Below are 26,392 nucleotides of genomic sequence, written 5' to 3'. Positions count from 1 at the left end.
TTTAGATTCGTGCCAAAAATCTAAATTCTTGCCAAAATATCCGCCACTTCTTTTGCGTGGTAGCTTATGATGATGTCCGCTCCCGCGCGCCTAAATCCGTGCATAATTTCAAGCAGCATTTCATCATATTCGATTAGCCCCGCCTTTGCGGCATTTTTTAGCATTGCATATTCGCCACTGACATTATACACGGCAAGTGGCAAAAGTGTGCGCTCTCTAATATCTCGCACAATGTCTAAATATGCCATTGCGGGTTTTACCATTAAAATATCCGCGCCTTGCGCTTCATCAATTAGCGATTCTGCGATAGCTTCGCGCCTATTTGCGGGATTTTGCTGATAGGTTTTTCTATCCCCAAAAGTGGGCGTAGAGTTTGCCACATCGCGAAATGGTCCATAAAATTTACTCGCAAATTTCGTAGAATAGCTCATAATGATTTTATCGCTAAAACCTTGCGAATCTAGCGCGGTGCGAATCGCGCTTACTTGATTGTCCATCATCGCACTTGGAGCGATAATATCCGCGCCACTTTGGGCTAAAATCACCGCTTGTTTTGCTAAAATTTCTAGCGTTTTGTCATTATGGACGATTCCATTGCTATCTAAAATCCCGCAATGTCCGTGCTTCGTGTATTCACAAAAGCACAAATCCGCGCTTATGATTATTTCATCGCCAAATCGCGCCTTTATTTCGCGCGTAGTTTTTGCCACAATCGCGTTTTCGTGGAGCGCACTAGAACCCACACTATCCTTAATATCGGGGATTCCAAAAAGCATAATGTGAGAAATGCCACGATTTAGGGACTCTTCGCACTCTACCAAAATATTATCAACGCTTAATTGATAGATATTTTCAAGCGAAGCAATCGCGTTTTTCACACTTTTGCCCTCTGATTCGATTGCAAAAAGCGGGTAGATGAAGTCTTTGATATTTAGGCGATTTTCTTGTAAGAGGGCGCGAATTTTGGCGTTTTGTCGCAGTCGTCTTAATCTCATTCCTTGCCTTTGAAAAAAATTATGAAATTATACAATTTTTTATGTAAAAATAATGGTAATTTTGCTCGTATTTATGCAAAAATTCATAGCCTTGCGCAAAAGTCGTATTTTTGATGATATACATTCCTAGCCCCAAGCCCCGCGCAGAATTATTCGTCCCATCATCGTAAAATGGCTTAAAATATTCATTTATGTCATTTTTAAAAGGCGCACCCGCATTTTGAATCACCAAATCATTATTTTCCACAAAGATTCGCACCTTTTTATCGGTAGAGTATTTGAAGGCATTATCTACAAGATTTTTGAGGCTCAAACTCATCAGCTCAAAGTCGCCCAAAATCACAGCATTTCGATTTTCTAAAATGACTTTTCTAGGGCGTTCGTATTCGATAATCAGCATTTTATTGACTTCTTGCATCAAATCCGTGATGGCAAATTCGCTCTTATTTACTTTGTAATTATTCGTATTGATTTTTTCAATCGCGGCAAAACTATCGATAATCTCGCTTAATCGTTTGAAAATGCCCTCCAATCGCCTTTTATTTTTCTCATCCGCAGAATCTAACCCATCAACCACCAAAAATCCCTTTGTGATGGGCGTTTTTAACTCGTGCATTATGGAGCGCAGAAATAGCGTCCTTGCCTTTGTCATCTCGCTAATTGTGCTTACTGCGTTGCTAAATTCCTTACTTAATATCCCAATCTCATCATCTTTATTTGAGATAATCTTAATCTCCATCGCACCTTGCGAGAATTTCCGCACTTCCTTTTGCAGTGCAAAAAGTGGCAGAAGCGAATCTAACACGATAAAATAAAAAAACACAAGCGTAATAAACGCAATAAGCGCGATTATATAGTAATTTGCGTAGTTTGGATTATCTTTGTAGTCGCTATAAAGTTGCGTTTTGCCATCAAGCGTATCATAAAGTGCGATATAAAAATGCCCGCCAATTTCCTTTAAAGTCGCGGCAATCGTGCTATTTATCCCACGCACAAGGAAATATTTGCTATGCCCCTGCCGTAAAATATCGCTATTATATTCCTCAAAAAAATTCGCCCCTTTTAGAAAATCATCTATCGTTTTTAAATCCGCTCCGTTTATAATTAGCGTATCAATGCCGTCAATTATCGTCCCATACCGCTCTTTTATGCTTTGCTCGTAGCGGGACTTTTCCATATCGATGAAATAAATCGCAAAGCACACAAAACAAATCACACTAAAAATAAATAGAAGCGTTACTTTGGTAATAATCGAATTTTTTAATCGCAAATCTTTCCTTTAAACTCGCAGAATCTAACAAAGATTCTGCGTTTATAGCGCATTTCTCAGAATCTAGATTCTGCGTTATAAACTAAATTTATATCCCATTCCTCTAACCGAAATAATATATTTTTGCTCTTTTTTATCGCCTAATTTACTTCGCAATCTCCCCACAATCACATCAATGCTTTTAGAATCCTCCGCTTTTTTAAGCGATTTGCAGGAATTCACAATATCCTCGCGCGAAAAAATCACATTTGGTTTATTTAAAAACATCGCCATCATCTCAAACTCCGCGCGCGTGAGTTTCAACCGCTCCCCTTTGAAATATATCGCCTTTTCATCTTTATTTAGCGCGAAATCATTGCTTGTGGCGTCATTTGTAGGGATTATGCTATATCGCCTTAGCACACTATAAATCCGCGCCAAAAGTTCCTTTGGATTATATGGTTTTGGCAAATAATCATCCGCGCCGTATTCAAGTGCCGTAATTTTATCATCAATATCGCTTCGCGCAGAGGAAATGATGATGGGGATATTTTTGGTGCTTGCCACTTGCTTACAAACATCCAAACCATCCATATTTGGCAAAGTCAAATCTAATAACATCAAATCATACTTTCCATTGCTAAGTGCCTTAATACCCAAAATCGGGTCGGTGTAGTTCTCCACGCTAATATTATGCTTTGTCAAAAATTCGCTTAAAATCTCCGCTAACTCGCAGTTATCCTCAATCATCAAAATTTTTATCATCGCAAACCTCCATTTCTTTTAATCGCTCTTCAATCACATAAAGTTGATATTCCAAATACGCAATCACCATTTCAACCTTCATTTTCGCCGACTCATCATCGCCCACATTTCGCAGTCCCTCAAAAAGCACAAGCGACTTTTCTCGCAACTGCAATAATAGCGCAGATTCTGCGTTTTGGGGTGATTGTGCTTCCTCTTTTATGTCGATGAAAATGTTAGATTCTGCGAATTTGTTGCTTTTTGTAGAATCTTTTGTGAAATCTTTGTTTGCAGAATCTCTTGCAAAATCTGCATTTTTCGCAGAATCTTTTGAAAACGCAGAATCTTTTGTGGAATCTTTGTTCGCAAAATCTCCCACAATCGCAGAATCTTTATTAGATTCTGCGAATTTTGCGCTAGATTCTGCGATTTTCTCATTAGATTCTGCGTTTGCCAAATCTCTGCCAAACTCGCTAATTGTCGCTAAAATCGCCTCTTTAGTTTCCAAGCAGCCACCTCTCTAATTCGTAAAGTTCATCTTTTGTGTTTGATTTTTTGAAATAAGTTAGCATATTTTCGTTGATATTTTTAGCGGAGATTCTGCGCTGTGAGATTCTGCGGAGGGCAGATTCTGCGGATTTATCGCTTGGATTTTTTTGCAAAATATTGCGATAGATTATCCTTGCCTTTTCCTTATCTCCGCGCATTTCATAGACACTTGCCATTAAATGTTTATCCATTTTCTCTAACCTTTTTTGCGACTAAATCGCCCATCGCAGAGCAAGAGATGAAATCATTTGGATTTAAATCTTTGGTGCGAAGTCCCGAATCTAGGGCAAGATTCACGGCTTTTAGGATTTTTTGTGCCGAATCTAATTCGCCTAAAAATTCTAACATCATCGCAGTGGAAATAATTGTCGCTAACGGATTTGCGATATTTTGCCCTGCAATATCTGGCGCACTGCCGTGAATAGGCTCAAAAAGCCCTATCTTTTTAACCGCGCCATTTTCGCCAAATTCGTTTAATGGAAATTCGCCGATACTCGCACTTGGCAAAAGCCCGATAGAGCCACCAATCACACTTGCTTCATCGCTCAAAATATCGCCAAAGAGATTTTCGCTCAAAATCACATCAAAGACACTCGGGCGCAAAATGATTTGCATACTCGCATTATCCACATATAAAAATTCTAACTCAATATCGCTATAATCCCTCGCCACTTCGCTCACAACCTCGCGCCAAAGGACACTTGTCTCTAACACATTTGCTTTATCCACGCAAGTAACTTTCTTTTGCCGATTGCGTTTTTTTGCCAAATCAAAGGCGAATCTTGCGATTCGCTCAATTTCGATTCGATTGTAGCGCATTGTGTTAAATGCTTCGTTTTCGCTTTTAGCGCGTGGTTCGCCAAAATAAATCCCGCTAATTAGCTCTCTAACGATTACAAAATCGCTATTTTGGATTCGCTCTTTTTTAAGCGGTGAGGCGTCTATCAGCGCGTTATAAATCTTTATCGGGCGCACATTTGCATAAACGCCTAAATTTTTTCGAAGGCGCAAAAGCCCAGATTCAGGGCGCAAGTGCTTTTCTAGTTTGTCCCATTTTGCCCCGCCGATTGCGCCAAACAAAATCGCATCGCTTTTTTTGCAACCATCTAGCGTAGATTGTGGCAGTGGGTCGCCGTGTGCGTCATATCCTGCGCCACCGATAAAATATTCGCTGTAATTTAATGCGAAATTTTTAGGCAATGAATCTAGCACTTTTAACGCCTCATCAACTACCTCAACGCCGATTCCATCGCCTTTTAAAAGCGCGATATTGTAAGTTTTCATTTGCTGTCCTTTTTTGTGTCCAAAATTTTGCGCGAATTTAATGCACCATTTTGCTTTGTGCGTATTGCATAAGCCCACCCGCGCTTAAAAGCTCCAACATAAATGGCGGAATGGCGTTAAATGCGTAAGATTCGCCCCTAGTTTTATTGAAAATTTCGCTATTTTTTAGGCGAATCTCCAAAATATCGCCCTCTTTTATGTTTGCAACCTCGCTGCATTCTAATGCCAAAAGTCCCGTGTTAAAGGCGTTTCGATAAAAGATTCGCGCAAAATATGGCGCGAGGACGACATTTACACCCGCTGCCTTAATCGCAATAGGCGCGTGCTCCCTGCTACTGCCACAGCCAAAATTTTCATCAGCCACGATAATATCGCCTTTTGCAACGATTCGCGCAAAATCCGCCCTTGCGTCCTCCATCAAATGCTTTGCAAGCTCGCGCTCATCGGTGGTATTTAGATAACGCGCTGCGATGATTAAATCCGTGTCGATATTTTTGCCAAAACGCCACACTTTGCCTGTTATGGTAGATTCTGCGTTCATTTTTTGCCTTTAAAAAAATTTGGTTATAATTCTAGCATTTTTTAATAATTTTTAAAAGGTGCAAAATGGAAAATAAGTTAGAAAATTTAGCGGACACGATGTTTGAGCTAATGGAGGATATTTCAAAGTTAGAAGAGACGATAGAGAAGGGTAAAAAGGACTTTGAAAGCGTGAAAGAAATGGTGGATTCGCTAAAACAAGCGCAAGATTCTGCGAATTCTGCGGGAGATTCTGCGCCAAATATGTCATTAGATGAGATTTTGGAGCGAGTAAATAAAATCGAAAAAAGCATCACAACAATCGCAAAGAGCGAGAATATCGCGCATCTATCGCAAAATATTGATAAGCGAGTTTTGCTAAAAAGCGAGATTTCAAAGTATCAAACGATGATACTTGTGATTTTGCTGATTATGACGCTTGGTAGCGTGGCGTTTTTTATGATGGAGCTTGCGAGCTCGCTAAATGCGACTATTGCGTTTTTGGCGATGGTGGCGTTTTTCGTCATTGCGCTAATTATCATAAATGCGAATTTGAAAACCTCCATCGCAGAGGAAAAAATCACGCCAAAAAAGGCAGATTCTGCGAAATAAATCTTTTGTGGCGCAAAAGGGGAGATTCTGCGAATTTCGCGGGAGATTCTGCGAAATTTGCGTAAGATTCTGCGAAATAATCTTTTTGTGGCGCATTTTTACATTTTATGCACCCAAAATTGCTTCCCTTAAAATTGCTTTTTTTTCAAAATTATTTTCCCAAAATTTCTTGTAGGGTAGGGCGATTCTCATAAATCCACGCATTTTGTGGCAAAATTTTATCTACAATGCAGTTATTTTGCTTTTTAAAAATTAGTTTTTTTGTCCGCCCACTATTATCAAAAAGCAAAATTTCATCGCAAAATCTAACGACTTTTAGCAAATTTTGCAAGGATTCATCAAATCGCTTATCAATTATCGCAAAATCTATCCCGTGTCCGCCTTTGGCAATGCGCATTTGGACGCGCTCTTTGGCGATATTTGCGCTATTCACGCCAATATAATAAAGAGAAATATCGTAATTTGCAACTTTTAATTCGCTAAATAGATTCACTATGCTTTTCCCGCAAAGTGTGGTTTCTTGATTAAAATCACTGCGATTTGCAATGCAATTTTGTCGGAGTTTAAGGGCTATTTTAGCGGCTTTGAATTGCTCGTGCGGATTTTTCCAGCTACCAAAGCTACTTACAAATTCATCGGTATTTATGCGAATCCCAAAGCTTCTCCCCCGCAAAAGTTCATCATAATATATTGTGCTTTTCCCTGCGCCGTTTATTCCAGCAAAGATAAAGGCTCGTGGCATTATGCTATCCCCCGTATTCCCAAATGACGCCGTCTTTTGTATCTAGCAAATGAATATTTTTTGCCTTTAAGTCATCGCGGATTTTGTCGGCAAGTGCGTAATCTTTCGCCTTTTTTGCGTCATTTCGTAGCTCAATCTGCGCCTTTATATATTTTTGCATTTCACTATCCGCTCCCAAATGAAAATAATCGATAGGATTTTTCGCTCCCACACCTAAAATCTCCACAATATAGGCGATATTGCCACGCGCCTTTTGCGCCAAATCTAAATTTTTGTCCTTTGGATTTTTGTCAAAGTTTTCATTATACGCCGAAATCATCGAATCCACCGCGCTTAAAGCAATGCTGATATTCATATCATCATTTAGCGCGTCCAAAAATTCGCTTCTAAACGCAGAATCCGCAGAATCTACCCACCCCCTTAATCCCCCGCGCGCATTTGGGAGGGGGAGATTAGATTCGCCCAAAATCCCGCACACTCTTTGCTTGAATCGATACAGCTTATCCAAGCGTTTTTTGCTATTTTTCAAATCATCATCGCTAAAATGCAGTGGCGCACGATAATGCGTATTTAGCAGATAGTAGCGCAAAATCTCTCCATCGTAGTGTTTCAACGCATCGCAGATAAAAAAGCTGTTTCCTAGTGATTTGCTCATTTTTTCACCATTGATATTGACAAAGCCATTGTGAATCCAATATTTTGCAAGTTCCACGCCATTTGCCAAGCGCGACTGACAGGCTTCATTTTCGTGGTGTGGGAAAAGCAAATCGCTTCCACCCGCGTGAATGTCGATAGAGTAGGGCGAATCGTGATATGCCAAATGTGTCTCAATCATCGCACTGCATTCGATATGCCAACCCGGGCGTCCGCGAGAGTATGGCGATTCATAAGCTATGCCTTCATCAAATGCCTTCCACAGCGCAAAATCCCGTGCGTCCTCTTTTTGCTCATTTTCGCCGATTCGCGAAATCTGCGCTTCCAAATCCGCTCTGCCACTTAAAGAGCCATACTTTGAATCCGCGCTCACACGCATATAAATATCGCCGTTACGCGTTTTGTATGCGAGATTTTTAGCTAGTAGCGAATCTATCATTTTAAAAATGCTTTGCAAATTTTCGCTAACCTTTGGCTCTAAATTCGCCCTCCGAACGCCCAAAGCCTCCATATCGCGCAAATAATTTGCAATGTAGGTTTTTGTGATTTCCTCCGCACTTTTGCCTACTTCGGCGCATTTTCGCACGATTTTGTCATCAATGTCGGTAAAATTTCGCACAAAAATGACTTTGTATCCGTTTGCCTCCAAGATTCGCGATAATAAATCAAAGGCGATGGCACTTCGTGCGTGTCCTAAATGCGCATTGTCATAGACCGTGGGACCGCAAAGATAGATTCGCGCCTCGCCCTTGCGAATCGGCTCAAAATGCACTTTTGCCTTTTTTACGCTATCAAACAACTGCATAAAATTCTCCTAAAATCGTTTTTACCAAAAATAAAATTCCGCATTCTACACAAAGTAAGATTATAAGATAGACAAAAAATTTGGGTTTTGCGATGATTTTGCGAAACTTTGCAAATCCAAAGGCACGAATCGTAAGCGCAAAGAGAATGAATCCCGCTACTGATGAGCTTAACGCTAATCCAAATGCGCCAAAAAATTGCATTAGCACAATAGAGCAGAGCACGCCACAAAATAGCGAGATTGCCGAGATTTTGGCAGCTTGCGCCTGTCTTTTTAGTGAATAAAGCCACAGCGCAAAGATTCGCGCCAAACCATAAGGCAAAAGCCCGATGAGATAAGCCATAAAGACATTTGCTACTGCCAAAGTATCGGTGCGTGTGAATTTTCCGCGCTCAAAGAGTAGCCAAATTATTTCATCTTTTAGCATAATCCCGCCCACCACGCACACGCTCAAAGCAAAAATGAGTAGCCAAAAGCCTTTGGTAAGTAATTGTAGCGATTGCGATTCGTTGCCGTTGCGCAAGGCTTTTGCCACCATTGGAAAAAGTGCCGTGCTTGTGGCGATGGCAAAAAGTGCGAGTGGGAGCTGAAAAATGCGATTTGCATAGTAAAGATAGCTCACGCTCCCGCTTACCAAAAAAGACGCCAAAAGTGTGTCGATAAAAGACGCGATTTGCGCAGTGGAGCTGCCGAGTAGGGCAGGGAAGAATTGAGCAAAAAAGGATTTTATATTAGTGCGATTGTCTTGTGGCGATAAATCGGGGAGACTGAATAAAGAAACTTCGGCTTCGCCTTGTTTTGTTGTTCGCTTCGTCAATGAACCATTAGTTCTATCGCCTCGCTCACAACTGCGCAACCCCGATTTCTCATCCACAATACTTCCGCGCGGGGCGTTTTTAAGGCTAGATTCTGCGTTTTTCGTGTGAAGCGCAGAATCTGCATTGCTCTTCGTCATTGCGAGATTTTGCATAGCAAAATCGTGGCAATCTATTGTTTTGTCATTCTGAGCGAGTGAAACGAGCGAAGAATCTCTATTTAGATTCTGCGCTTTTATGTGAGATTCTGCGTTTTGTGTTTCATTCGCAGAATCTACGAGATTTTCGCCGTTTTTTGGATTTAATTCGCTAGTTTTTTCTCGCAAAAGGGCTGCACCCCCCGCCCCGCTCCCCCTACTCGCCAAAAGCTGCCGCTTTTCGCTTTTAGGGGGAGAGCCTCGCTTATCCGCTTCTAGCAAAAAATCGGCGGTTGCACTACTGCAACCTTCAATCCGATTTTTTGCACCACGAAGCGGGCGAGTTTTTGGTGCTTCGCACGATTGAATTTCACTAGATTCTGCGTTCGCAGAATCTTGGATTGCCACGCTCGCTTCGCTCGCTCGCAATGACGAATCTTTTTCAAATTCTGTGATTTTTGTTTGATTCGCAGAATCTACGCAATGATTACCCAAAGACGAATTGCCACGCAAAATCTCTTTAAATCCCACGACAAAGAGCTTACAAAATCGCAATTTATACAGCGAATAGCAATGCAACAAAATTTGACACACACCGCCCACCAAAACGCCATAGCTCAAAAAATACACGATTGTATAAGCGTCCTTATCCCGCGCCACAAAGAGCGCGACAATCATTGCGATATTTAAAAGCGCAGTGTTGTAGGCACTCACCCAAAAATTATTTTTGTATTGCAAAAGTGAGCTAAAAAAATTCGCACTAAAAATAAGGCATAAATACCAAAAATTTATCGCTACGATGGGCTTTGCAAGGGCGATTGTGTGCTCATCAAATCCATAAGCCAAAATTTTGGTAAAAAACCCGCTAAACGCACACACAATGAGACTAAACACCACAAGAAACGCAAAAAATATACCAAAAATCGCCACGCAAAACTGCCCTTTTTTGCGCGTAGCAATGAAGCTAGGCAAAAAGCTCTGCGTAAAAGCACCTTCGCTAAACACGCGCCGAAAGAGATTTGGAAACTTAAACGCCACAAAAAATATGTCGCTGTAAATCCCAGCCCCTAGCACACTTGCCATACTCAAATCCCGCAAGAAACCAAACACACGCGAACACAAAATTCCGCTACTATTCGTCAAAAACGCTTTTTTAAACAAGGGCAATCCTTAATTTTGGTGGCAGATTCTGCTTCATTCCGTCATTTGCGAGAGAATGAGCGGTGGCGAATTCTCGTGGCAATAAAGTTTGGATTGCCACACTCGCTCCGCTCGTTCGCAATGACGAAATAAAAGCAGATTCTGCGATTTGATTAAAATGCGGATTTTATAATAATTTTATGGAAATTATCGTTGTAGATTCTGCGATTTGGAGAGATTCTGCGAAATTTTGCGTATTAGATTGTGTGATTTGGAGAGATTCTGCGAAGTTATAAAATTCCCACGCTTTTTTGCGTGGGAGAAATTCTTGCGTGGGAGAAAGAATTAGAATTCCACCGTGCCTGTTGAAGCAAGTGGGACTAATTTATTGCCTACGCCACCAGAGCTTTCATAGCTTTTGCGGAGCAAAGAGCAAAAGTCGTTATTTGCAGCATTTGCAGATACGCCGGTGATATGTCCGTTATTCTGCCCTGAATTATTTGGCGCAAAAACCATAATGCCATCAGTCGTATCGATACCCAAAATAGCACCGCAACCGCCCTTCATCGCCTTTCCACCTTGGATGGTGTTGCCTATTGGTTGCACTGTTCTTTCGCCCGGTATATCTCGTCCTATTGCGGTTCTATCTTTTGGTAAGTTACCACCATTTGGTTTCTGCCACCTTGCGCCATCCAATCCTGCCACTTCGATTATCCAATCACCCCAATCTTTGCTTGGAGTTTGCCCTGCGACTGGTTTATTTGGATCTGGTGCTTTGCTCTGCGTAGGGTCGATATTATCTGCGAAAACTTTTGCCACAATCGCCTTTTGCGCGCTTGCCAAGTCGCTTCTAGCTGTTGCTACCTGTGCATCTGTCCTAGTTGCGACAAATCGAGGCACCGCCACCGCCGCCAAAACACCAAGTATTACGATAACGAATACTAGCTCAATCATACTAAAACCACTTCGTTTCATTTTGAACCTCCTGAAAATTAAATTTTGATGAAACGAGTGAATTTTGACAAATAGTTAGTAAATACAAAATAAATTTTGCAAAATAAAAAAAAAAAAAAACGATTTTTGTAACTTTTGGTAATGATTTTTGGGAGATTTTGGGATTTTTGGAGAAAATTTGAGGTTTTTTGGAAATTTTTTTGGAGGTTTTGGGATTTTTGGAAGTTTTTTGAGTTTTTTGAGTTTTTTGGGTGGAAAATGCAGAATCTAATATGTTAAATTTCGTCATTGCGAGATTTTGCGAAGCAAAATCGTGGCAATCCATTAGGGAGAATCTGCGTTTTAGGCGAATCGCTTACTTGCAATGAAACTGCATTGATTCGCTTTTTGGATATTATTTTTTTTTATGGATTGCTTCGTTGTTTTCGCTATCACTCAAACGCCTCGCAATGACAAAAATCACACTAGATTCTGCGATTTTTGCAGAATCTAATATGTGGATGGTTGTTTCGCTTCGCTCACAAATTCTGCGAATTGCCACGAGAATTCGCATTCGCTCATTCTCTCGCAATGACGAAATGCCGCACTAGATTCTCCGATTCGCACAAAAATTTGCAGAATCTACCGCAAAATCACAAAAATTCGCAGAATCTAATGTGTGAATAATAGAGTAGTGTTTTTATATAAAAGTTTGAAAATTGTGGTTTTCAATACTAAAATATAGTGGATTTTGGCAAATACCTAAATTTAACGCAGATTCTGCGATTTTATAAAAATTTGGATATTTGGCGCAAAAATATTAGATTCTGCGATTTTGCCATTTTGCAGAATCTTAATATTAGATTTCTGCGAATTCGTTAAATTTAAGCGTTAGATTCTGCAAATCACACCAAAACGCAGAATCTAATGCAGAATCGCAGAATCTAAAAAGAGATTCTTCGCTCATTTCACTCGCTCAGAATGACAAAAAAATATGGATTGCCACGATTCTGCTTCGCAGAATCCCGCACGAGAAATATTTTTTTTGGATTGCTTCGTTGCACTTGCTTCGCTTCGTGCGCCTCGCAATGACAGATTCGGCGTGGATTGCTTCGTTGTTATCGCAGACGCTCAAACGCCTCGCAATGACGAGTTATTTTAGAGATTTTTCGCTTCGCTCAAAATGACAATGGAGATTTTTTCAATCTCCCGCGAAATTCGCTAAAAGACAATCACGCTATTTAATCCTCTTCGATTCGTATCATAAAGGGCTTTTCACTCACCACTTCAAGCGCACATAGCGAAGTAATTGCCTTTTTCATATCGGATTCGTTGCTTTTGTGCGTGGAGAGCAATAAAATCGCCTCTTTTTTATCAAGCGATTCGCGTTGGATTAGCATTTTTATCGAAATATTGTGCGCTCCCAACGCCGCAGTGATTTTTGCCAAAGTCCCCGCTTTGTCCGCGACTTTTAGGCGCAGATAGTATCTGCTTTCAATGCTATCGATATTTTTTAGCTTCAATCCGCGCTCCAAAGGGGCTTTGAATCCAAGCATAGGCGCACTTTTGCCACGCACGATTTCTATCAAATCGCCCACCACAGCACTCGCAGTCGCATTGCCTCCCGCACCTGCGCCATAATACATAGTCTCCCCTACCCTATCGCCGATGACGCTAATGCCATTCATCACGCCCTGCACTTTGCTAATCATCTCATCGCTGTCAATCATCGCCAAATGGACGCGAATCTCTACTTCCTCCCCTACCCTTTTGGCTATGGCAAGTAGTTTTATCGTGTAGCCAAACTCTTTTGCGAAAAATATATCATCTTGCGAAATGCCAGAAATGCCCTCAATTAGGATATTTTCAGGCTTTGTGTCGATGCCAAATGCGATAGAACTCAAAATCACTAGCTTGTGTGCCGCGTCAAATCCGTCAATATCTAAGCTAGGATTCGCCTCTGCGTAACCCAAACTCTGCGCCTCTTTTAGCGCGGATTCAAAGCTTATGCCTTCATTTGTCATCTTTGTCAAAATGTAATTGCAAGTGCCATTTAAAATGCCTCTAATATTTTGGATATGATTCGCGCTCAAACCATCGCGCAAGGCTTTAATTATAGGGATTCCACCCGCTACACTTGCCTCAAAACAAATCGTAGATTCAGGCGCAATATTCATCAAATCATAACGATAATAAGCAAGCATTGCCTTATTTGCGGTGATAAATGCCTTGCCTTTTTGCAAAGCCTTTTTGGCGACTTGATAGGCTTGCTCTACACCGCCCATAAGTTCGATTACCACGCTTATTTCATCATCATCCAAAATGTCATCGATATTTTGACTCAAAGGGATTTGCGACTTTAACTTGCTAATGTCCTTTGCTACGCCTTTTTTGATGATGATATTTGCCCCAGCACGCGCAGAAATCACATCTTTGTTTGCCAAAAGTAGCTCAACTACCGCGCTTCCAACATTTCCTAATCCTATAATGCCGATATTTATGGTTTTCAAAGTTTTGCCTTTAAGTTTTATTTTTTAGATTCTGCGATTTGTCATTTTGAGCGCAGCGAAAAATCTCAAAAAAAATAGAGATTCTTCGCTTCGTGCTTTGCACTCGCTCAGAATGACAATGTGGCGCAGAATCTAAGTCATTTTTTTAAGATTTTTTGCGGCTTGGCGAATGCGCTTTTCATTTTCAATAAGCGCGATTCGCACAAATCCCTCGCCACTCTCGCCAAAACCTATGCCCGGGCTAAATGCCACCTTTGCTTCTTGCAATGCTTTTTTGCAAAATTCCAAACTTCCCAAATGCGCGAATTTTTGCGGGATTTTCGCCCAAATAAACATAGTCGCCTTTGGCATTGCGATGTCCCACCCAGCAGCGTTAAAGGCGGATACCAAAACTTCGGCGCGTTTTTCGTATTTTTGCTTAATCGCCTCCACGCAATCTTGATTTTCATTTAGCGCGATTGTAGCGGCAATCTGCGTAGGCGTGTAAGCTCCGTAATCTAACCACGATTTTATTTTTTGCAACGCTTCAATCATCTTTTTATTGCCCACCACAAAGCCTACGCGCCACCCAGCCATATTGTAGCTTTTTGAAAGCGTGTAAGTCTCCACTGCGACATCTTTTGCGCCCTTTACCTCCATAATGCTAGGCGTCCTAAAATCCCCAAAGCAAAGCTCCGCATAAGCAATATCGCTAATGATATAAAACCGCTCTTTTTTAGCTAACGCGACTAATTTTTCATAAAAATCCTTATGCACGACAATCGTAGTGGGATTGTGCGGAAAATTTACCACCAAAAATTTGGGCTTTGGATAGGCGTTGCGAAGCAGATTTTGCAAATCGCTAAAAAACGCATCATAATCCAAAACCATTTCAGCGTCCCATTTTATCGGTAGATTTATGACATTTGCGCCATTCAAAATAAAAGCATAGTAGTGAATGGGATATGCGGGTGAGCAGACAATCGCGTTGTCCCCTGTGTTTGTGATTGCTTGAATGAGATGCACATAGCCCTCTTTGCTCCCCATAGTCGCGCAAATCTCGGTATCAGGGTTTAGCTTTGCGCCGTATTTGCGCTTATACCAATCACTCATCGCAAGGCGGAGCTTGTAAATGCCCTTGCTTACAGAGTATCCGTGATTTTTGGGCTTATTCGCTGCTTCGCATAGCTTGTCAATGATATGTTGTGGTGTCGCGCCATCGGGATTACCCATACTAAAATCAATCACATCTTCGCCATTTTGGCGCATTTTTAGTTTTATTTCATTGATTGCGGCAAAGACATATTTTGGCAATCTTTTGATTTTTTCAAATTCGATTTCGCTAAACATTTCGCCCTCCCCTATTTAGATTCTGCGCTATCGCAAACGCACATTTAATCCCGCCTTTAAGTTGCTATTTGGTGCTAAATCGCTAATTTTCACAAACTTCGTATTTTCGATAATGCTAATGTTAAAGTCCCTGCGGCGGCTTAATTGCTGAATGTCTAAAATATTTAGATTTCTATCAAAAAAGACAATCTTTGGGGTAAAGCTTTTGTTCGCAATGCTTTTGACTTCTAATCGCCCCAAGCTCCCCACTTCAAGCCAATACTGCCCGCTAACTTCGATAATATTTAGGTTATTACCCTTTGCCAAAAATGTCGCATTTTGGATTTTTAAATCCGCCAAATTTAGATGATACTCCCACTCATTTTGCGAAATGCGATTCACATTCACCGCGACAAAACCGCTTTTTTGCAACTCATTTAGCAAAATAATAGGGTCGATAATATGCTCGGTATTTAGCGAAATGCGGATTTTAGAGACTTCGCTCTCATAATCCGCCTCGCTAGGGATAAAGTAAGAGTATCCCATATAACTCAAACTTTGATTTATTGTTTTTAGCAATAAAAGCGGACTACTCTGCGCGACAAAAACGGCACTAAACTCGCGCGGCGAAGCAAACTTCAACTTTAACAATCCATTATTTTGTAGCAAAGAAATTACTTGATAAATATCCAAATTGCCACCTTGATAAAAATTGCTCTGTGGGGCAAAAATCTTATTTATGAAACTTTTATTGCGATTGTAGTCCGCCTCGCCGATTAGATTTATGATTTTTTCATCTAATGGACTTAGATTTTGCGCATTTAGCGTGGCAAATAGGATTGCCAAAAATAGCACTCTTACCATTCTTCGCCCTTATTTAATTCTAAAAATTGCTTGTGCGTGAGCTCTGTGACGCCACTTTCGGTTTTATAAAGCAAATATTTTTGGTCGCCGCCTAAAAATTCTCTTTTAAAATTTGGCGCATCAATACTGAAAAAACTATGCCCCGTGCGGATAATCTTATCATCATCTAGGGTAATCGTGCGCTTTTTGTCGATGGAGAATTGTTGCTTTTTGTGCGTTTTTAAGTCGATTATGCCTACCCAAAGTGGCTCATTTGGGATGATTGTGAGTTCGTTGAAAGTAGATTCAGCGGGGATTATGATTGTTGTGGTGGTTGCGGGATTTGCTGAATCTGCCTCAACTTTGTCATTCTGAGCGAGTGTAGCGAGCGAAGAATCTTTGTTGTTTGCATTAGATTCTGCGTTTTGTGATATATCCGCAAAATCCGTGAGATTCGCCGAATCTATCGCAGAATCTGTGTCATTTTCAGTAGAATCATTTGCCAAATCCGCCCCATTTTCGCTCAAAGCCACCGCCAAATCCGCCGAATCCACACTAGATTCCGCGATAAAGTTTTTATACACAAACAGCGCACCAAAAATCACCACAAACGCCACAAGCAACGCGACTAAAATCACATTTGATTTATCTTTTTTCTCAACTTTTATATTTTCTATCTCTTTGATAAGCTCATCTTGCGCCTTTGGCTCGCTGTGGTAGTTGTTTAACGCCTCCATCCACTCGCTCATATCCACTTCAAACTCTCGCTCGATAATCTGCGTAAATCCCCGTGCGTGCGCTTTGTTGAAAGCTTCGTATTTGTAATTTAGAATATTTGTGATTTTCTCTTGCGTGATTCGCGTCTTACTAGCGATTTTCTCAACGCCCACTTTTTGCAACTCATCAATACATTTCATCGCCCTTGCGCCCTTTCTATGAAATAAAGCAGAATTTTAGCAAAAAATATGCCAGATTCTGCGAATTTTATAAAATATGCTAAAATTTTGCCTTATTTTTCACCAAAGGATTAAAATGCCAGCAACGCCAAACGCCACGAGAGAGAGAGAGAGAGAGAGAGTAACCGCCACAATGTAAATTTCGCAGAATCTACTGCATTTCATTTAGATTCTGCGAATCGCACAAACTTCGCAGAATCCGCCACATTTCATTTAGATTCTGCGAAGTCAAACGCACCAAATCGCAGAATCTACCTCCAAAAATACGGACTTTTAGCGATTTTCCTGCTATTTTATTGCGCTATTTTGGTGGCGTTTTCGCGCTACACATTTAACTTGGATGATATTTGGATGTGGTTAAAAATCTATGAAAAATCCCCCATTTTAGACCAGCAGTTTAATCCGCAAATCGGGCGATTTTACATATTTGCATTTCGGGATTTAAATTTTTTAATGCAAATTTCATCATCGCCATATTTATTTTTTAGCGTAAATGCGCTTGGCGTGGCTATTTTTGCCTTTATTTATGTAAAGATTCTGCACTTTACAAATGCAAATTTTATTTTTAATCAACTTTTTGTGATTGCGCTGTGCCTATCTTATGGATTTTGCGTGGTGAATTTTGGCATTTGCTATCCTGAAAAGTTGCTAATTATTTTTCTTTGCATTTTTATGCTTGCAAGTTACTTTGTGATTTATCGCTGCGCTAAATTTGCCTTTTTTGGCGGGATTTTTGCGCTAAATATCGCGCTGTATTTTAAAGAACCCGTTTTTATCGCCGCATTTGCGGTGGGAGCGATATTTTTAGCGCATAGCATAAAAGCAAAAAATCTTTTTTTGGCAAAATATGCGTTGTTGATTTTATGCAGTGGAGGACTTTACGCGCTTTTATATCTTATCTTAATATTCCCAAATATGGGGAGACATTACGGCAGATTTACGGAAAATACGGATATTGCGTTAGAGACGATGAGAGGATTTGCAAACTATGGCATAAACGATAGTTTGATAGTGATTTTTCTCTCCACCATCGCACTTCGCAGAATCTATGGCGTTTTGATTAAAAAAGAAGCGGTAGAAGTGTATTTTGACGCATTTTTGGGCGGGGCAGTGATTTACTTTGTGGTGTTTATGAAACTAGCGATTTTTGAGAGTTATTATCTTTTGCCCTGCTATGTTTTAGGTGGGGCGAGTGCGATTTGTTTCGCCAAAAAATACTTTAAAAATATCTTTGTAAAAATCGCCCTTTTTGCCTCCCTCGCGCTATTTTTCACCTCAAATGTGCCAAGTGGCATTTATACGATGATAAATTTAAAGGCGTTTGGCGTGCAGTTTCACCAAACACTCGCAAAAACCGCAAGTTATCTCAAAGAAAATAACGGAGCAAACATTTATTTCGATGGCATCGGGCGCGGGCGGGAGATGTATGCGGAGTGGTATGCCTCGTATTTTGGCGAATATTTGCAAAAATTATATGGCGCAAAAGACTTTGATTTACGCACAAAAGAGGCGAATTTAAAGGATTTTTCGCTTGATTTAAAAAGTGCTTGGACTTTGAAGAACTCTCTTGCGATTAGCACCCCGCAAAGGGGCGATTTAATCATCCTAAATAACACGACAATTTATGAAAATCGCTTGGAGGAATTAGGGCAAAAATATGACTTGCTTTTCACAAGCGACTTCCCTACTCTGCCCTACTTTGCGCTAAAACCGATGATAAAATATCTAAATAAAACGATTTTTGGCGCGAAGCACGATATTTTAGGACATCAAAATATTTTCAAATATCCGCTTAGAAGTTATATTTTTGTGGTGAGGTAGAGTTTTGTGGATTTTTTTGGGATTTTTTTGGGGGTTTTTGGGGAGATTCTGCGATTTTTATGTGAATCGCAGAATCTAGTGTGTGTTTTTTGGCAGATTCTGCGATTTTTATGCGATTCGCAGAATCTAGTGTGGATTTTTCGCAAAGATTCTGCGATTTTTATGTGAATCGCAGAATCTAGTGCGATTTCGTCATTGCGAGATTTTTGCTAGAAAATCGTGGCAATCTACCCACTTCGTCATTGCGAGTGAGCGAGGCGAACGCGGCGTCTGTGCGAAGCACCGACCCATACTTGCAAATCCAAAAAAACAAAAGAGATTTTTCGCCTACGGCTCAAAATGACAAAATTATAGATTGCCACGATTCTGCTACGCAGAATCTCGCAATGACGGAAAATTTCGCAGAATCTACCCCATTTCTTTTAGATTCTGCGAATCACACAAATTTCGCAGAATCTACGCTAGATTCTGCGAAATCAAACGCACCAAATCGCAGAATCTACTTCGTCAGCTCATACAGCAAAATTCCCGCTGCTACGCTGACATTTAGCGAATCAAAGTTTTGCATTTTTATGCCTAAATTTAAGTCCATTCGCCCTAAAAGTCGCTTTGGTAGCCCTTCGCCCTCGCTTCCTAAAAATAACGCCCATTTTTGCGGGATTGCGAAATTTGACGCAAGATTTTCCCCACTCATATCCGCGCCAAATAGGCTAAAATGCGCCATTTTTAGCTCATTTGCCAAACTCAAATAATCTTTATAAATGATATGCGGAACGCCAAAAAACGCCCCGCTACTACTCCGCGCAACGCCACTTAAATTTAGCGCGTTTGTCGAAATAATGCACTCCACGCCAAACGCAAGAGAGTTACGAAAAATCGCGCCGATATTCCCCACATCGCTAATCCCCACAAGCACGAGAATCTTGCTAAAATCGCTAAATTTTTTTTGCGTAGATTCGCCCTGCTCTACGCGCAAAATAAAGCCTTGATGATTGCCACCCTTTGCCAAACTTTGCATTTTTTTAAAATCAGCGCGGATTATGGGCTTTTGCAAACGCGCAAATCGCGCAAATATCGCCCTATCAATGTCCTTGCCAAAATAGATTTCCTTAATCAAATCGCTGTGATTTTCAAGCACAAAAAGGCAGGGCTGTTTGCCGTAAATGATGAAAGTATTTTTTGTGTGCGATTCGCGTAAGTCTATTTTGTCATTGCGAGATTTTGCGCTTTTTTTGTTTGTCATTGCGAGATTTTGCGAAGCAGAATCGTGGCAATCTATTTTGCTCTCATTTGGATTGCTTCGTTGCACTCGCTTTGCTCGTGCGCCTCGCAATGACGAATCATTTTTTCGCATTTAATATCTCATCATAGCATTCTCTGACGCTGCGCCCATCGATTTTTGCTAGTAATTTTGCTTTGATTTTGGGCGGAATGTCTAAGTTTTCAATATCGATTTTATTTAGCCCCCTGCCTTCTTTTGAATCACTCAAATTCTCCGCACCTTGCACCACAAGCACCCATTCGCCATTTAGATTTTCGCCTTGCAATTTTTCATAAACCGCGCAAAGTGCGCCAAAATAGAATTTTTCGTGCATTTTGGTTAGCTCTTTTGCGATGAAAATCGCCCTATTTGGCGCAGATTCGCATAGCAATTTTAGCGAATCCAAAACGCGCTTTGGCGATTCAAAGATAACGCAATGCAGTGGCGATTGAAGCGCATTTTGCAAAAAAACGCGCTTTTCATTTAGCTTGTGCGGGGCAAATCCCAAAAAGCTAAATCCGCCCTCAAATCCACTCAATGCGTAAGCCAAAACCGCGCTACACGCGCCACTAACCGCGCTATAAGCAATGTCATTTTTTTGCAAAAACGCTACTAATTTCGCGCCCGGGTCGCTAATGCAGGGCATTCCCGCATCGCTTAAAAATGCGACATTTTTAGCAAAAAAATCCGCGCCAAATTGCGCAAGGCGCGTAACTTCATTATGCGAATGAAACGAAGTGTAGTTAAAATCCGCCTTTTTTAGCAATCCACGCGCATTTAAAAGCGCGATGAGTTTTTTTGCGATTCGCGTATCTTCGCACAAAATCTCATCGCAGGATTCAAGCGTTTGGAGCGCACGGAGGCTTATATCAGCGATATTGCCAATCGGCGTGGGGACTAAATAAACCAAATTATTTCATTTTGTATTTTTGCTTGAATTTTTCCACGCGTCCCGCGCTATCGGTGATTTTGTCGCTACCTGTGTAAAATGGATGGCAAAAGCTCGAAATATCGACTTTCATTTCGCTTTTGTTGCTTAAAACTTCGATTGTCCGTCCGCTCGTAACGCAGGTTACTTTGCAGGGAACATATTGTGGGTGAATGCCTTTTTTCATTTGTCTGCCTTTCGATTGTGATAAATTTTCGATAAAAAGTGCGGATTTTACAAAAATTTTGTTTAAAAAAACATTAAACGCACTTAAAAAATTCATCGCTTTTTATCAAAGGCGGAGCGACACATTCCTTGCACCCAGCGGTGTTTGTGGTGATTATCGCTTTGCCAAGTGCGAGTGCTTCTAACATTATGCGTGGCATCCCTTCTTTATAACTAGGTAGCACCACGCAATCACACAGCGCGATAATTTCCCGCACATCGCTAAATACGCCTAAATATTTTATAATTCCTTCATTCTCCCAGCGCAGAATCTGCTCTTTGTTAATGGCGGAGGGATTATTCACATCGCAGTTTCCAAGCAAATAAAATTTTATGTCAATCCCCCCCCCCCCCGATATTTGCTTCTTTTATCATTTTTGCCGCTTCTACAAACTCGCCCACACCTTTATCCCAAAGCATTCTAGCAATTAGTACAAATCGGATTTCGCCCTTTTTTTTGGGTGGCAAAACCTCCCTTTTTGGCGTAAAGTTTGGATTAAAATGCTCCAAATCAATCCCCTCGCTATTTAGCAAAAACGCGCTAGATTCTGCGATAATTTTGCGTTTTATAAATTCACTTTTATCATCATTATTTAAAAACCACACTTGCTTTGTTTGCAATAAGGCGATTTGATACATTTTGCAAACGATTTTTTGCAAAATGCGCTTTTTAAAATTATCACCAATAAATACATATCCAAGTCCCGTGATTACGGCGATATTTGGGATTTTTAGCATATTTGCGATAAAACTCCCATAAATCACGCATTTAATCGTATAGCAAAAAATCATTGCTGGTTGAATTTTACGCACAATGCGATAAATCTGCATTGCAGTTTTTAAATCTTTGAGCGGATTTAGACTTTTTGAATCAATTTTTATATTATGCAAAGTAAAACCGCAATGTGCCAGATTCTGCGATACGCTGTCAAATGGCGCGATAATGTGGATTTTATAACCATCATTTTGCAGGGATTTTAAAATAGGGAGGCGAAAATTCCACATTCCAAAGCAGGTATTTGAGATAAAGGCGAGATTTTTATTAGATTCTGCGATTTTTGTGTGAAGCGCAGAATCTAGCGCAGATTCTGCGATTTGTGCGCTATGTGGCAATAAATTGGAGATAGTTTTTTGATAGATTTTTATAATATTTTTGATGTCAAACTTTTTTACAAACTCTGCGCCATTTTCGCCCATTTGTTGCAATAAGTGCGGATTTTCATATAAATAATTTATGGCATTTTTTAGCGCAGTGCTATTTTTGATTGGCACTAAAATGCCATTTTGCCCGATATAAAAATCATCGCTTTCTTTTAAAGGCGATGCCACGCATTCCTTGCAACCAGCGGTGTTTGTGGTGATTATCGCCTTTTTAAAGGCGAGTGCTTCTAGCATTATGCGAGGCACTCCCTCTTTATAAAAACTAGGCAAAATAACACAATCACACAGCGCGATAATTTCCCGCACATCGCTAAATATGCCTAAATATTTTATAATTCCCTCATTCTCCCAGCGCAGAATCTGCTCTTTGCTAATGGCGGAGGGATTATTTGGCGCACAATCGCCCAAAAGATAAAATTTAGGCAGCATAATGCCACCTTGCTAAATTCGCAGAATCTAAATAATATTTCGCAGAATCTATGCTAGATTCTGCGAATTTAGTGCTATTTAATGCAAATTGGGGGGGGGGCAAATAAATTGCGGTAATTTATATCTTTAAGTTTTGAGATAATTTTTAGCAAAATGGCGATAGAAGCGCATTTTACGCCATTTTCTTTGGCGGATTGCAAGCATTCTAAATTTGCTTTGATGATATTTTTAAGACTTTTATTTGAAGTGCCACCAAGCGACATTTTCACAAAAATTTCATCAATATAAAGACTTTTTAATTTATATTTAAACAAAAAGCGAAGCATCAAATCATAATCCGCGCTAATCTTATAGCGCAAGTCAAATGCCCCATATCGCGCAAACACTTCCCGCCTTGCATAAAAACTAGGATGTGCTGGGTGAAATCCACGCATAAAATTCGCATCGCGAGGCAAAGTGCCGCACATATTTCGCGCTATGTTGCCACATTTATTTACATAGCAAATATCTGCGTAAATGATATCCACCGCATTTGGTTTGCTAAATCCCCAAGCAATGAAATTTGCAATATATGGCGAAGCAAAGCAATCATCCGCATTTAAAAATCCCACAATTTCGCCATTTGCGAGATTTATCCCCTTATTCATCGCATCATAAATGCCTTTATCGCACTCACTAATAAATATTAAGGAAATGCCTTTTTGCTCGTATAATTTATGCGCATTTTGGATAATCGCTAAACTACCATCATCGCTTTTGCCATCGATTATAATGTGCTCGATATTTTTATATTCCTGCAACAGCACAGAATCTATCGTGCGGAGAAGCGTTTTAGCAGAGTTTAGTGTCGCTGTGATGATGGAGATTTTAGGAAGCATAGCACTTCCTAAAAAGAATTAAAGTTTGATAACTCCAAAACTTATAATGTAGGCAAAAATGCGAATAAAGGTGAGATTTCGCTTCCAAAATACAAGCGAAATAAAGCAAACTTGCAAATAAAATGGCAGAATGCAAATTATACTTATACTGCCCCCCCCCTAGTAGCGATTTTGCCCACTTATGGATTTGTGGTGGCAGATTCGCAGAATCTAACGCACGCAAATTGCCAAAATTTCGCATTTCTAAAATCATAAGCGATTTTAGATTTTTACGCATTGTGCGGGCGATTTGCGAGTGCATTTTGGAAGTGCAGTTTTGCATTTGTATTTTTAATGCTTTTCGCACAAGTTGCATTTGAGAAATGCGCTCTATTGCCTTTTTGCTATCCTGCGTGGCGGAAGTGGTATTTAGGCAATAAATATAAAGTCTTTTATTTACGCCAACGCAACTTTTTGCAAAATTTGTAATGGCAAAAAATTTTAGCATATCCTCTGCCATTGTGAGATTCTGCGAAATGGGCGAAAGTGCCTTGTGCGCCTTTTGCAAAAGTGAATTTTTGTAGCATTTATCCCAAATGGTAAAACGCGGAAAATGATAACTTTTTAGGAAAAAATTATAGGCGATTTCGTCATTTTGCAAAGGTTTGCGCGGAAAGTGGGATGGCAAAATGTAGCGGATTTTATGTTTTAGATTATTTAAGAAACCTGCATTTTTATCGCCTAAAAAATGCGTTTTAAAGTGGATAATATCTGGCGCAGAATCTAAATCAAAAGTGGTGGATTCTGCGATTAGATTCTGCGAAATTGCGGTAGATTCTGCGATATTTGTTTCATTTGTAAAATCTACCGCGCCAAATGCCACTTCGCACGCATCTAATGCCAAATAATCATCTGCATCCAAAAATAATAAATAATATCCACTTGCTTCTTTTATGCCTTTCATCCTTGCATTAAAAGTGCCTAAATTGTGAGAATTTTTTATAATTTTTATGCGTTTATCTTTTTTTGCAAAAGATTGCGCGATTTTTATAGAATCATCACTTCCGCAATCATCAATTAGTAGAATCTCAATATTGCTAAAAGTTTGATTTATACAAGATGTTAAACATCGTGTAATGTATTTTTCGACATTATAAATGGGGATGATGATGGAAATGCAGGGATTATTCATATAATCCCCCCCCCCAATTAGAATGTTTCTAAAAAGTTTTATATTTTTTAGAAAAGCATTCGTGCCACAAATCGCCCTATGTAAAATCTTGCAGGTAAATTGAGAGATAAAGTCATCTGCATCAAGTGGCAAAATATAATGCCCCTTTGCGTGCTTTTCGCCTACTATTCTTGTGTGGAATAATCCTAAATTATAAGGATTTTTTATAATTTTTATGCGTTTATCTTTTTTTGCAAAAGATTGCGCGATTTTTATGGAATCATCACTTCCGCAATCATCAATTAGTAGAATCTCAATATTGCTAAAAGTTTGATTTATACAAAATGTTAAACATCGTGCAATGTATTTTTCGACATTATAAATGGGGATGATGATGGAGAACATTTTAACCAAACCGCACCTTTAAAAATAAAATTTACGATTGTATCAAAAAGCATATAAATCTATCAAATTTTTTATGTAATTTTCATTTTGCGCCAAAATCTTTTCTCGCTCCGTAAGCATTTCATCAAAATATCTCTTATAATCCCCCAAAACTTCGCCCATCACTTTTGCAAGGGCAAATTCATCATTTACCTCAAAGGTAAATCCATAGGTTTTATCTATCGTTTCACGCAGTGCGCCAATATCACTTGCCACAGGCACCACACCTGCTAAAATGCTTTCAATAATCGTCAGTCCAAAAGTCTCAAACCACAAAGATGGCAAAATGCTAATTTTTGCCCTTGCTAAAATGCCTTTTAGTTTTTTGGGAGGCAAATGTGGCAAAAATAAAATGCTATGGTTTCGCAGAATCTTATCTGCCAAAGTTTGGCATTGTTGCATTTCATCGCCATTTCCAATAATTAGCAATCTATAATCGCTAAAATCTTTGTGCAATCTCGCAAATGCGCGTATTAAAAGCGGGATATTCTTTTCCTTTGCGATGCGTCCAAAATAGATGATTAAATTTTGCTTTTGCGCTAAATGTGGCGATGGATTATAAAAGCGAAGTTCAAGCGGATTTGGGATAACAATGCTATTTTTATATCCCTCCAAATAGTGCTTTTTTGCCTGAAACTCGCTTACAAAAATGACTTTATCAAACAAATTTTGCTCTTTTAAAAAAATGCCTTGATAAAATGGCACGCGAAGTGCCTTTAAAAATGAGTAGATTTTCCCACGCCTATCGCAGTTTTGAAATGCGATGTGATATTTAGAGCGATTGATACAAAACTCGCAAATGTGATTTTTCGCATAATTATATAGACATAAATTCGCGCAAACGCCATATCCGTGCTGGGTAAAGATGAGTTTGCTTTGCGGAAATGCACGCTTATAACTTCGCAAAGCAAAAAGAATGCTTGGACTTAGGCGAGAGAGATAATTTTGCGTGTGGATGATATTTGGTCGCACCTCAAATAAAAACTTTTTTAGGCGAGTGAAATTTGTGAGATTAAAAATATACTTAAAAACACCGCGGATTTTTGGATATGAGTTCCAATCATCAAGGCGGAGGAAGTGAGATTCTGCGATATTTGGCGGAGGAACTTCATCGCAACTCGCCACAAAAATCTCATATAGATTTCTCTCAAATGTCATCTCAATCGTATTTGCAAAAACCCGCTCCGCCCCACCGCTATGCAAATCACTTGCTAAATGCAGTAATTTTAATTTTGACGCAGAATCTACGCAATGGCGTTGTTTATAACCCCCTCTATTTTCTCCGCAATGCTTTGCCATT

Annotated in this window: 29 protein-coding genes and 3 pseudogenes; 5 read left to right on the top strand and 27 right to left on the bottom strand. The window is 39.9% G+C overall.

From position 1 onward, the window contains the following. Window positions 1–20: 20 nt before the first annotated feature. The 7 genes from hemB to ACWIUD_RS03930 all read right to left on the bottom strand — a co-directional run bounded on the left by hemB (window position 21) and on the right by ACWIUD_RS03930 (window position 5,362). On the bottom strand, window positions 21–995 hold the full coding sequence (gene hemB, locus ACWIUD_RS03960; RefSeq protein ID WP_454146931.1) for a porphobilinogen synthase: 975 nt from the start codon (window positions 993–995) through the stop codon (window positions 21–23). 19 nt (window positions 996–1,014) lie between these two features. Further along, on the bottom strand, window positions 1,015–2,265 hold the full coding sequence (locus ACWIUD_RS03955) for an ArsS family sensor histidine kinase (RefSeq protein WP_454146929.1): 1,251 nt from the start codon (window positions 2,263–2,265) through the stop codon (window positions 1,015–1,017). A 75-nt stretch (window positions 2,266–2,340) separates the two neighbouring features. Then, complete coding sequence (locus tag ACWIUD_RS03950; RefSeq protein ID WP_454134219.1) at window positions 2,341–3,009, bottom strand: response regulator transcription factor; 669 nt, start codon at window positions 3,007–3,009, stop codon at window positions 2,341–2,343. Then, entirely contained in the window at window positions 2,987–3,496 is a 510-nt protein-coding gene (locus tag ACWIUD_RS03945) for a CiaD-like domain-containing protein (protein ID WP_454146927.1), read from the bottom strand. Before ACWIUD_RS03945 ends, ACWIUD_RS03950 begins: the two co-directional genes overlap by 23 nt. Further along, complete coding sequence (locus ACWIUD_RS03940) at window positions 3,486–3,728, bottom strand: hypothetical protein (protein WP_454134222.1); 243 nt, start codon at window positions 3,726–3,728, stop codon at window positions 3,486–3,488. Before ACWIUD_RS03940 ends, ACWIUD_RS03945 begins: the two co-directional genes overlap by 11 nt. Then, the gene (gene leuB / locus ACWIUD_RS03935; protein WP_454146925.1) at window positions 3,721–4,821 is read right to left on the bottom strand and encodes a 3-isopropylmalate dehydrogenase; all 1,101 of its coding nucleotides are present in this window, start codon (window positions 4,819–4,821) and stop codon (window positions 3,721–3,723) included. Before leuB ends, ACWIUD_RS03940 begins: the two co-directional genes overlap by 8 nt. Before the next feature lie 37 nt (window positions 4,822–4,858). Continuing rightward, entirely contained in the window at window positions 4,859–5,362 is a 504-nt protein-coding gene (locus tag ACWIUD_RS03930) for a 3-isopropylmalate dehydratase small subunit (RefSeq protein WP_454146923.1), read from the bottom strand. A 65-nt stretch (window positions 5,363–5,427) separates the two neighbouring features. On the opposite strand from ACWIUD_RS03930, the gene ACWIUD_RS03925 reads away from it, so the two are divergent. Then, window positions 5,428–5,952 (top strand): hypothetical protein, encoded by a 525-nt coding sequence (locus tag ACWIUD_RS03925; RefSeq protein WP_454146921.1) that lies wholly within the window; start codon window positions 5,428–5,430, stop codon window positions 5,950–5,952. Window positions 5,953–6,103: 151 nt separating this feature from the next. Here the strand turns inward: ACWIUD_RS03925 and ACWIUD_RS03920 are convergent, their stop codons facing one another. The 6 genes and pseudogenes from ACWIUD_RS03920 to ACWIUD_RS03895 form a co-directional block, all read right to left on the bottom strand. Then, on the bottom strand, window positions 6,104–6,694 hold the full coding sequence (locus ACWIUD_RS03920; RefSeq protein ID WP_454146919.1) for a zeta toxin family protein: 591 nt from the start codon (window positions 6,692–6,694) through the stop codon (window positions 6,104–6,106). Window positions 6,695–6,698: 4 nt separating this feature from the next. Continuing rightward, window positions 6,699–8,153: a cysteine--tRNA ligase gene (gene cysS / locus ACWIUD_RS03915; RefSeq protein ID WP_454146917.1), complete on the bottom strand. Its 1,455-nt coding sequence runs from the start codon at window positions 8,151–8,153 to the stop codon at window positions 6,699–6,701. After that, complete coding sequence (locus ACWIUD_RS03910) at window positions 8,140–9,636, bottom strand: lipid II flippase MurJ (RefSeq protein ID WP_454147147.1); 1,497 nt, start codon at window positions 9,634–9,636, stop codon at window positions 8,140–8,142. The genes cysS and ACWIUD_RS03910 overlap by 14 nt, the downstream gene beginning before the upstream one ends. Beyond that, window positions 9,625–10,266: pseudogene (locus ACWIUD_RS03905) on the bottom strand (lipid II flippase MurJ); the annotation flags it as partial. The gene ACWIUD_RS03910 and the pseudogene ACWIUD_RS03905, both read right to left, overlap by 12 nt. 324 nt (window positions 10,267–10,590) lie before the next feature. Then, window positions 10,591–11,220, bottom strand: coding sequence for a type II secretion system protein (locus ACWIUD_RS03900; RefSeq protein WP_454146915.1), 630 nt, complete (start codon window positions 11,218–11,220; stop codon window positions 10,591–10,593). 373 nt (window positions 11,221–11,593) lie between these two features. After that, window positions 11,594–11,752, bottom strand: a complete 159-nt coding sequence (locus ACWIUD_RS03895; protein WP_454146913.1) for a hypothetical protein — start codon at window positions 11,750–11,752, stop codon at window positions 11,594–11,596. Between the two features lie 420 nt (window positions 11,753–12,172). Between ACWIUD_RS03895 and ACWIUD_RS03890 the strand changes: the two genes are divergently transcribed. After that, window positions 12,173–12,340, top strand: a complete 168-nt coding sequence (locus ACWIUD_RS03890) for a hypothetical protein (protein ID WP_454146911.1) — start codon at window positions 12,173–12,175, stop codon at window positions 12,338–12,340. 79 nt (window positions 12,341–12,419) lie between these two features. Here the strand turns inward: ACWIUD_RS03890 and ACWIUD_RS03885 are convergent, their stop codons facing one another. The 4 genes from ACWIUD_RS03885 to ACWIUD_RS03870 form a co-directional block, all read right to left on the bottom strand. Continuing rightward, a complete protein-coding gene (locus ACWIUD_RS03885) occupies window positions 12,420–13,688 on the bottom strand; it encodes a homoserine dehydrogenase (RefSeq protein ID WP_454146910.1) in 1,269 nt (422 codons plus the stop codon). Window positions 13,689–13,820: 132 nt separating this feature from the next. Then, window positions 13,821–15,017 carry an LL-diaminopimelate aminotransferase gene (locus tag ACWIUD_RS03880; RefSeq protein WP_454146908.1) on the bottom strand — a complete coding sequence of 399 codons (1,197 nt, stop codon included), beginning with the start codon at window positions 15,015–15,017 and terminating at the stop codon, window positions 13,821–13,823. A gap of 27 nt (window positions 15,018–15,044) precedes the next feature. Continuing rightward, a complete protein-coding gene (locus ACWIUD_RS03875; protein ID WP_454146906.1) occupies window positions 15,045–15,860 on the bottom strand; it encodes a hypothetical protein in 816 nt (271 codons plus the stop codon). After that, window positions 15,854–16,756, bottom strand: coding sequence for a hypothetical protein (locus ACWIUD_RS03870; protein ID WP_454146904.1), 903 nt, complete (start codon window positions 16,754–16,756; stop codon window positions 15,854–15,856). The genes ACWIUD_RS03875 and ACWIUD_RS03870 overlap by 7 nt, the downstream gene beginning before the upstream one ends. Before the next feature lie 345 nt (window positions 16,757–17,101). Between ACWIUD_RS03870 and ACWIUD_RS03865 the strand changes: the two genes are divergently transcribed. After that, window positions 17,102–18,616 carry a hypothetical protein gene (locus ACWIUD_RS03865; RefSeq protein WP_454146902.1) on the top strand — a complete coding sequence of 505 codons (1,515 nt, stop codon included), beginning with the start codon at window positions 17,102–17,104 and terminating at the stop codon, window positions 18,614–18,616. A gap of 27 nt (window positions 18,617–18,643) precedes the next feature. Then, complete coding sequence (locus tag ACWIUD_RS03860) at window positions 18,644–18,784, top strand: hypothetical protein (protein WP_454146900.1); 141 nt, start codon at window positions 18,644–18,646, stop codon at window positions 18,782–18,784. A gap of 10 nt (window positions 18,785–18,794) precedes the next feature. On the opposite strand, the gene ACWIUD_RS03855 is transcribed toward ACWIUD_RS03860, so the two are convergent. Next, window positions 18,795–18,929, bottom strand: a complete 135-nt coding sequence (locus ACWIUD_RS03855) for a hypothetical protein (RefSeq protein WP_454146898.1) — start codon at window positions 18,927–18,929, stop codon at window positions 18,795–18,797. A 42-nt stretch (window positions 18,930–18,971) separates the two neighbouring features. On the opposite strand from ACWIUD_RS03855, the gene ACWIUD_RS03850 reads away from it, so the two are divergent. Continuing rightward, on the top strand, window positions 18,972–19,166 hold the full coding sequence (locus ACWIUD_RS03850) for a hypothetical protein (protein WP_454146896.1): 195 nt from the start codon (window positions 18,972–18,974) through the stop codon (window positions 19,164–19,166). Here the strand turns inward: ACWIUD_RS03850 and ACWIUD_RS03845 are convergent. From ACWIUD_RS03845 to ACWIUD_RS03805, 9 genes and pseudogenes are all read right to left on the bottom strand, one after another. Beyond that, entirely contained in the window at window positions 19,116–19,970 is an 855-nt protein-coding gene (locus ACWIUD_RS03845) for a TrmH family RNA methyltransferase (protein ID WP_454146894.1), read from the bottom strand. The two genes, ACWIUD_RS03850 and ACWIUD_RS03845, sit on opposite strands and share 51 nt — an antisense overlap. After that, the gene (gene rsmI, locus ACWIUD_RS03840) at window positions 19,957–20,787 is read right to left on the bottom strand and encodes a 16S rRNA (cytidine(1402)-2'-O)-methyltransferase (protein WP_454146892.1); all 831 of its coding nucleotides are present in this window, start codon (window positions 20,785–20,787) and stop codon (window positions 19,957–19,959) included. The genes ACWIUD_RS03845 and rsmI overlap by 14 nt, the downstream gene beginning before the upstream one ends. Window position 20,788: 1 nt before the next feature. After that, entirely contained in the window at window positions 20,789–20,992 is a 204-nt protein-coding gene (rpmE, locus tag ACWIUD_RS03835) for a 50S ribosomal protein L31 (RefSeq protein WP_454134260.1), read from the bottom strand. A gap of 73 nt (window positions 20,993–21,065) precedes the next feature. Then, window positions 21,066–21,365, bottom strand: a complete 300-nt coding sequence (locus tag ACWIUD_RS03830) for a glycosyltransferase (RefSeq protein ID WP_454147145.1) — start codon at window positions 21,363–21,365, stop codon at window positions 21,066–21,068. A gap of 1 nt (window position 21,366) precedes the next feature. Next, window positions 21,367–22,620 (bottom strand): glycosyltransferase, encoded by a 1,254-nt coding sequence (locus tag ACWIUD_RS03825; protein WP_454146890.1) that lies wholly within the window; start codon window positions 22,618–22,620, stop codon window positions 21,367–21,369. Between the two features lie 74 nt (window positions 22,621–22,694). Then, window positions 22,695–23,498 (bottom strand): glycosyltransferase family 2 protein, encoded by an 804-nt coding sequence (locus ACWIUD_RS03820; protein WP_454146888.1) that lies wholly within the window; start codon window positions 23,496–23,498, stop codon window positions 22,695–22,697. Between the two features lie 862 nt (window positions 23,499–24,360). Further along, window positions 24,361–24,669: pseudogene (locus ACWIUD_RS03815) on the bottom strand (glycosyltransferase family 2 protein); the annotation flags it as partial. A 111-nt stretch (window positions 24,670–24,780) separates the two neighbouring features. Continuing rightward, window positions 24,781–25,053, bottom strand: a pseudogene (locus ACWIUD_RS03810) (glycosyltransferase family A protein); the annotation flags it as partial. Window positions 25,054–25,095: 42 nt separating this feature from the next. Continuing rightward, window positions 25,096–26,391, bottom strand: a complete 1,296-nt coding sequence (locus ACWIUD_RS03805) for a glycosyltransferase family 4 protein (protein WP_454146886.1) — start codon at window positions 26,389–26,391, stop codon at window positions 25,096–25,098. Between the last annotated feature and the right edge of the window lies 1 nt (window position 26,392).

It is taken from the genome of Helicobacter sp. 23-1044 (assembly GCF_053654695.1).
This window is presented reverse-complemented; position numbering and strand designations above follow the sequence as displayed.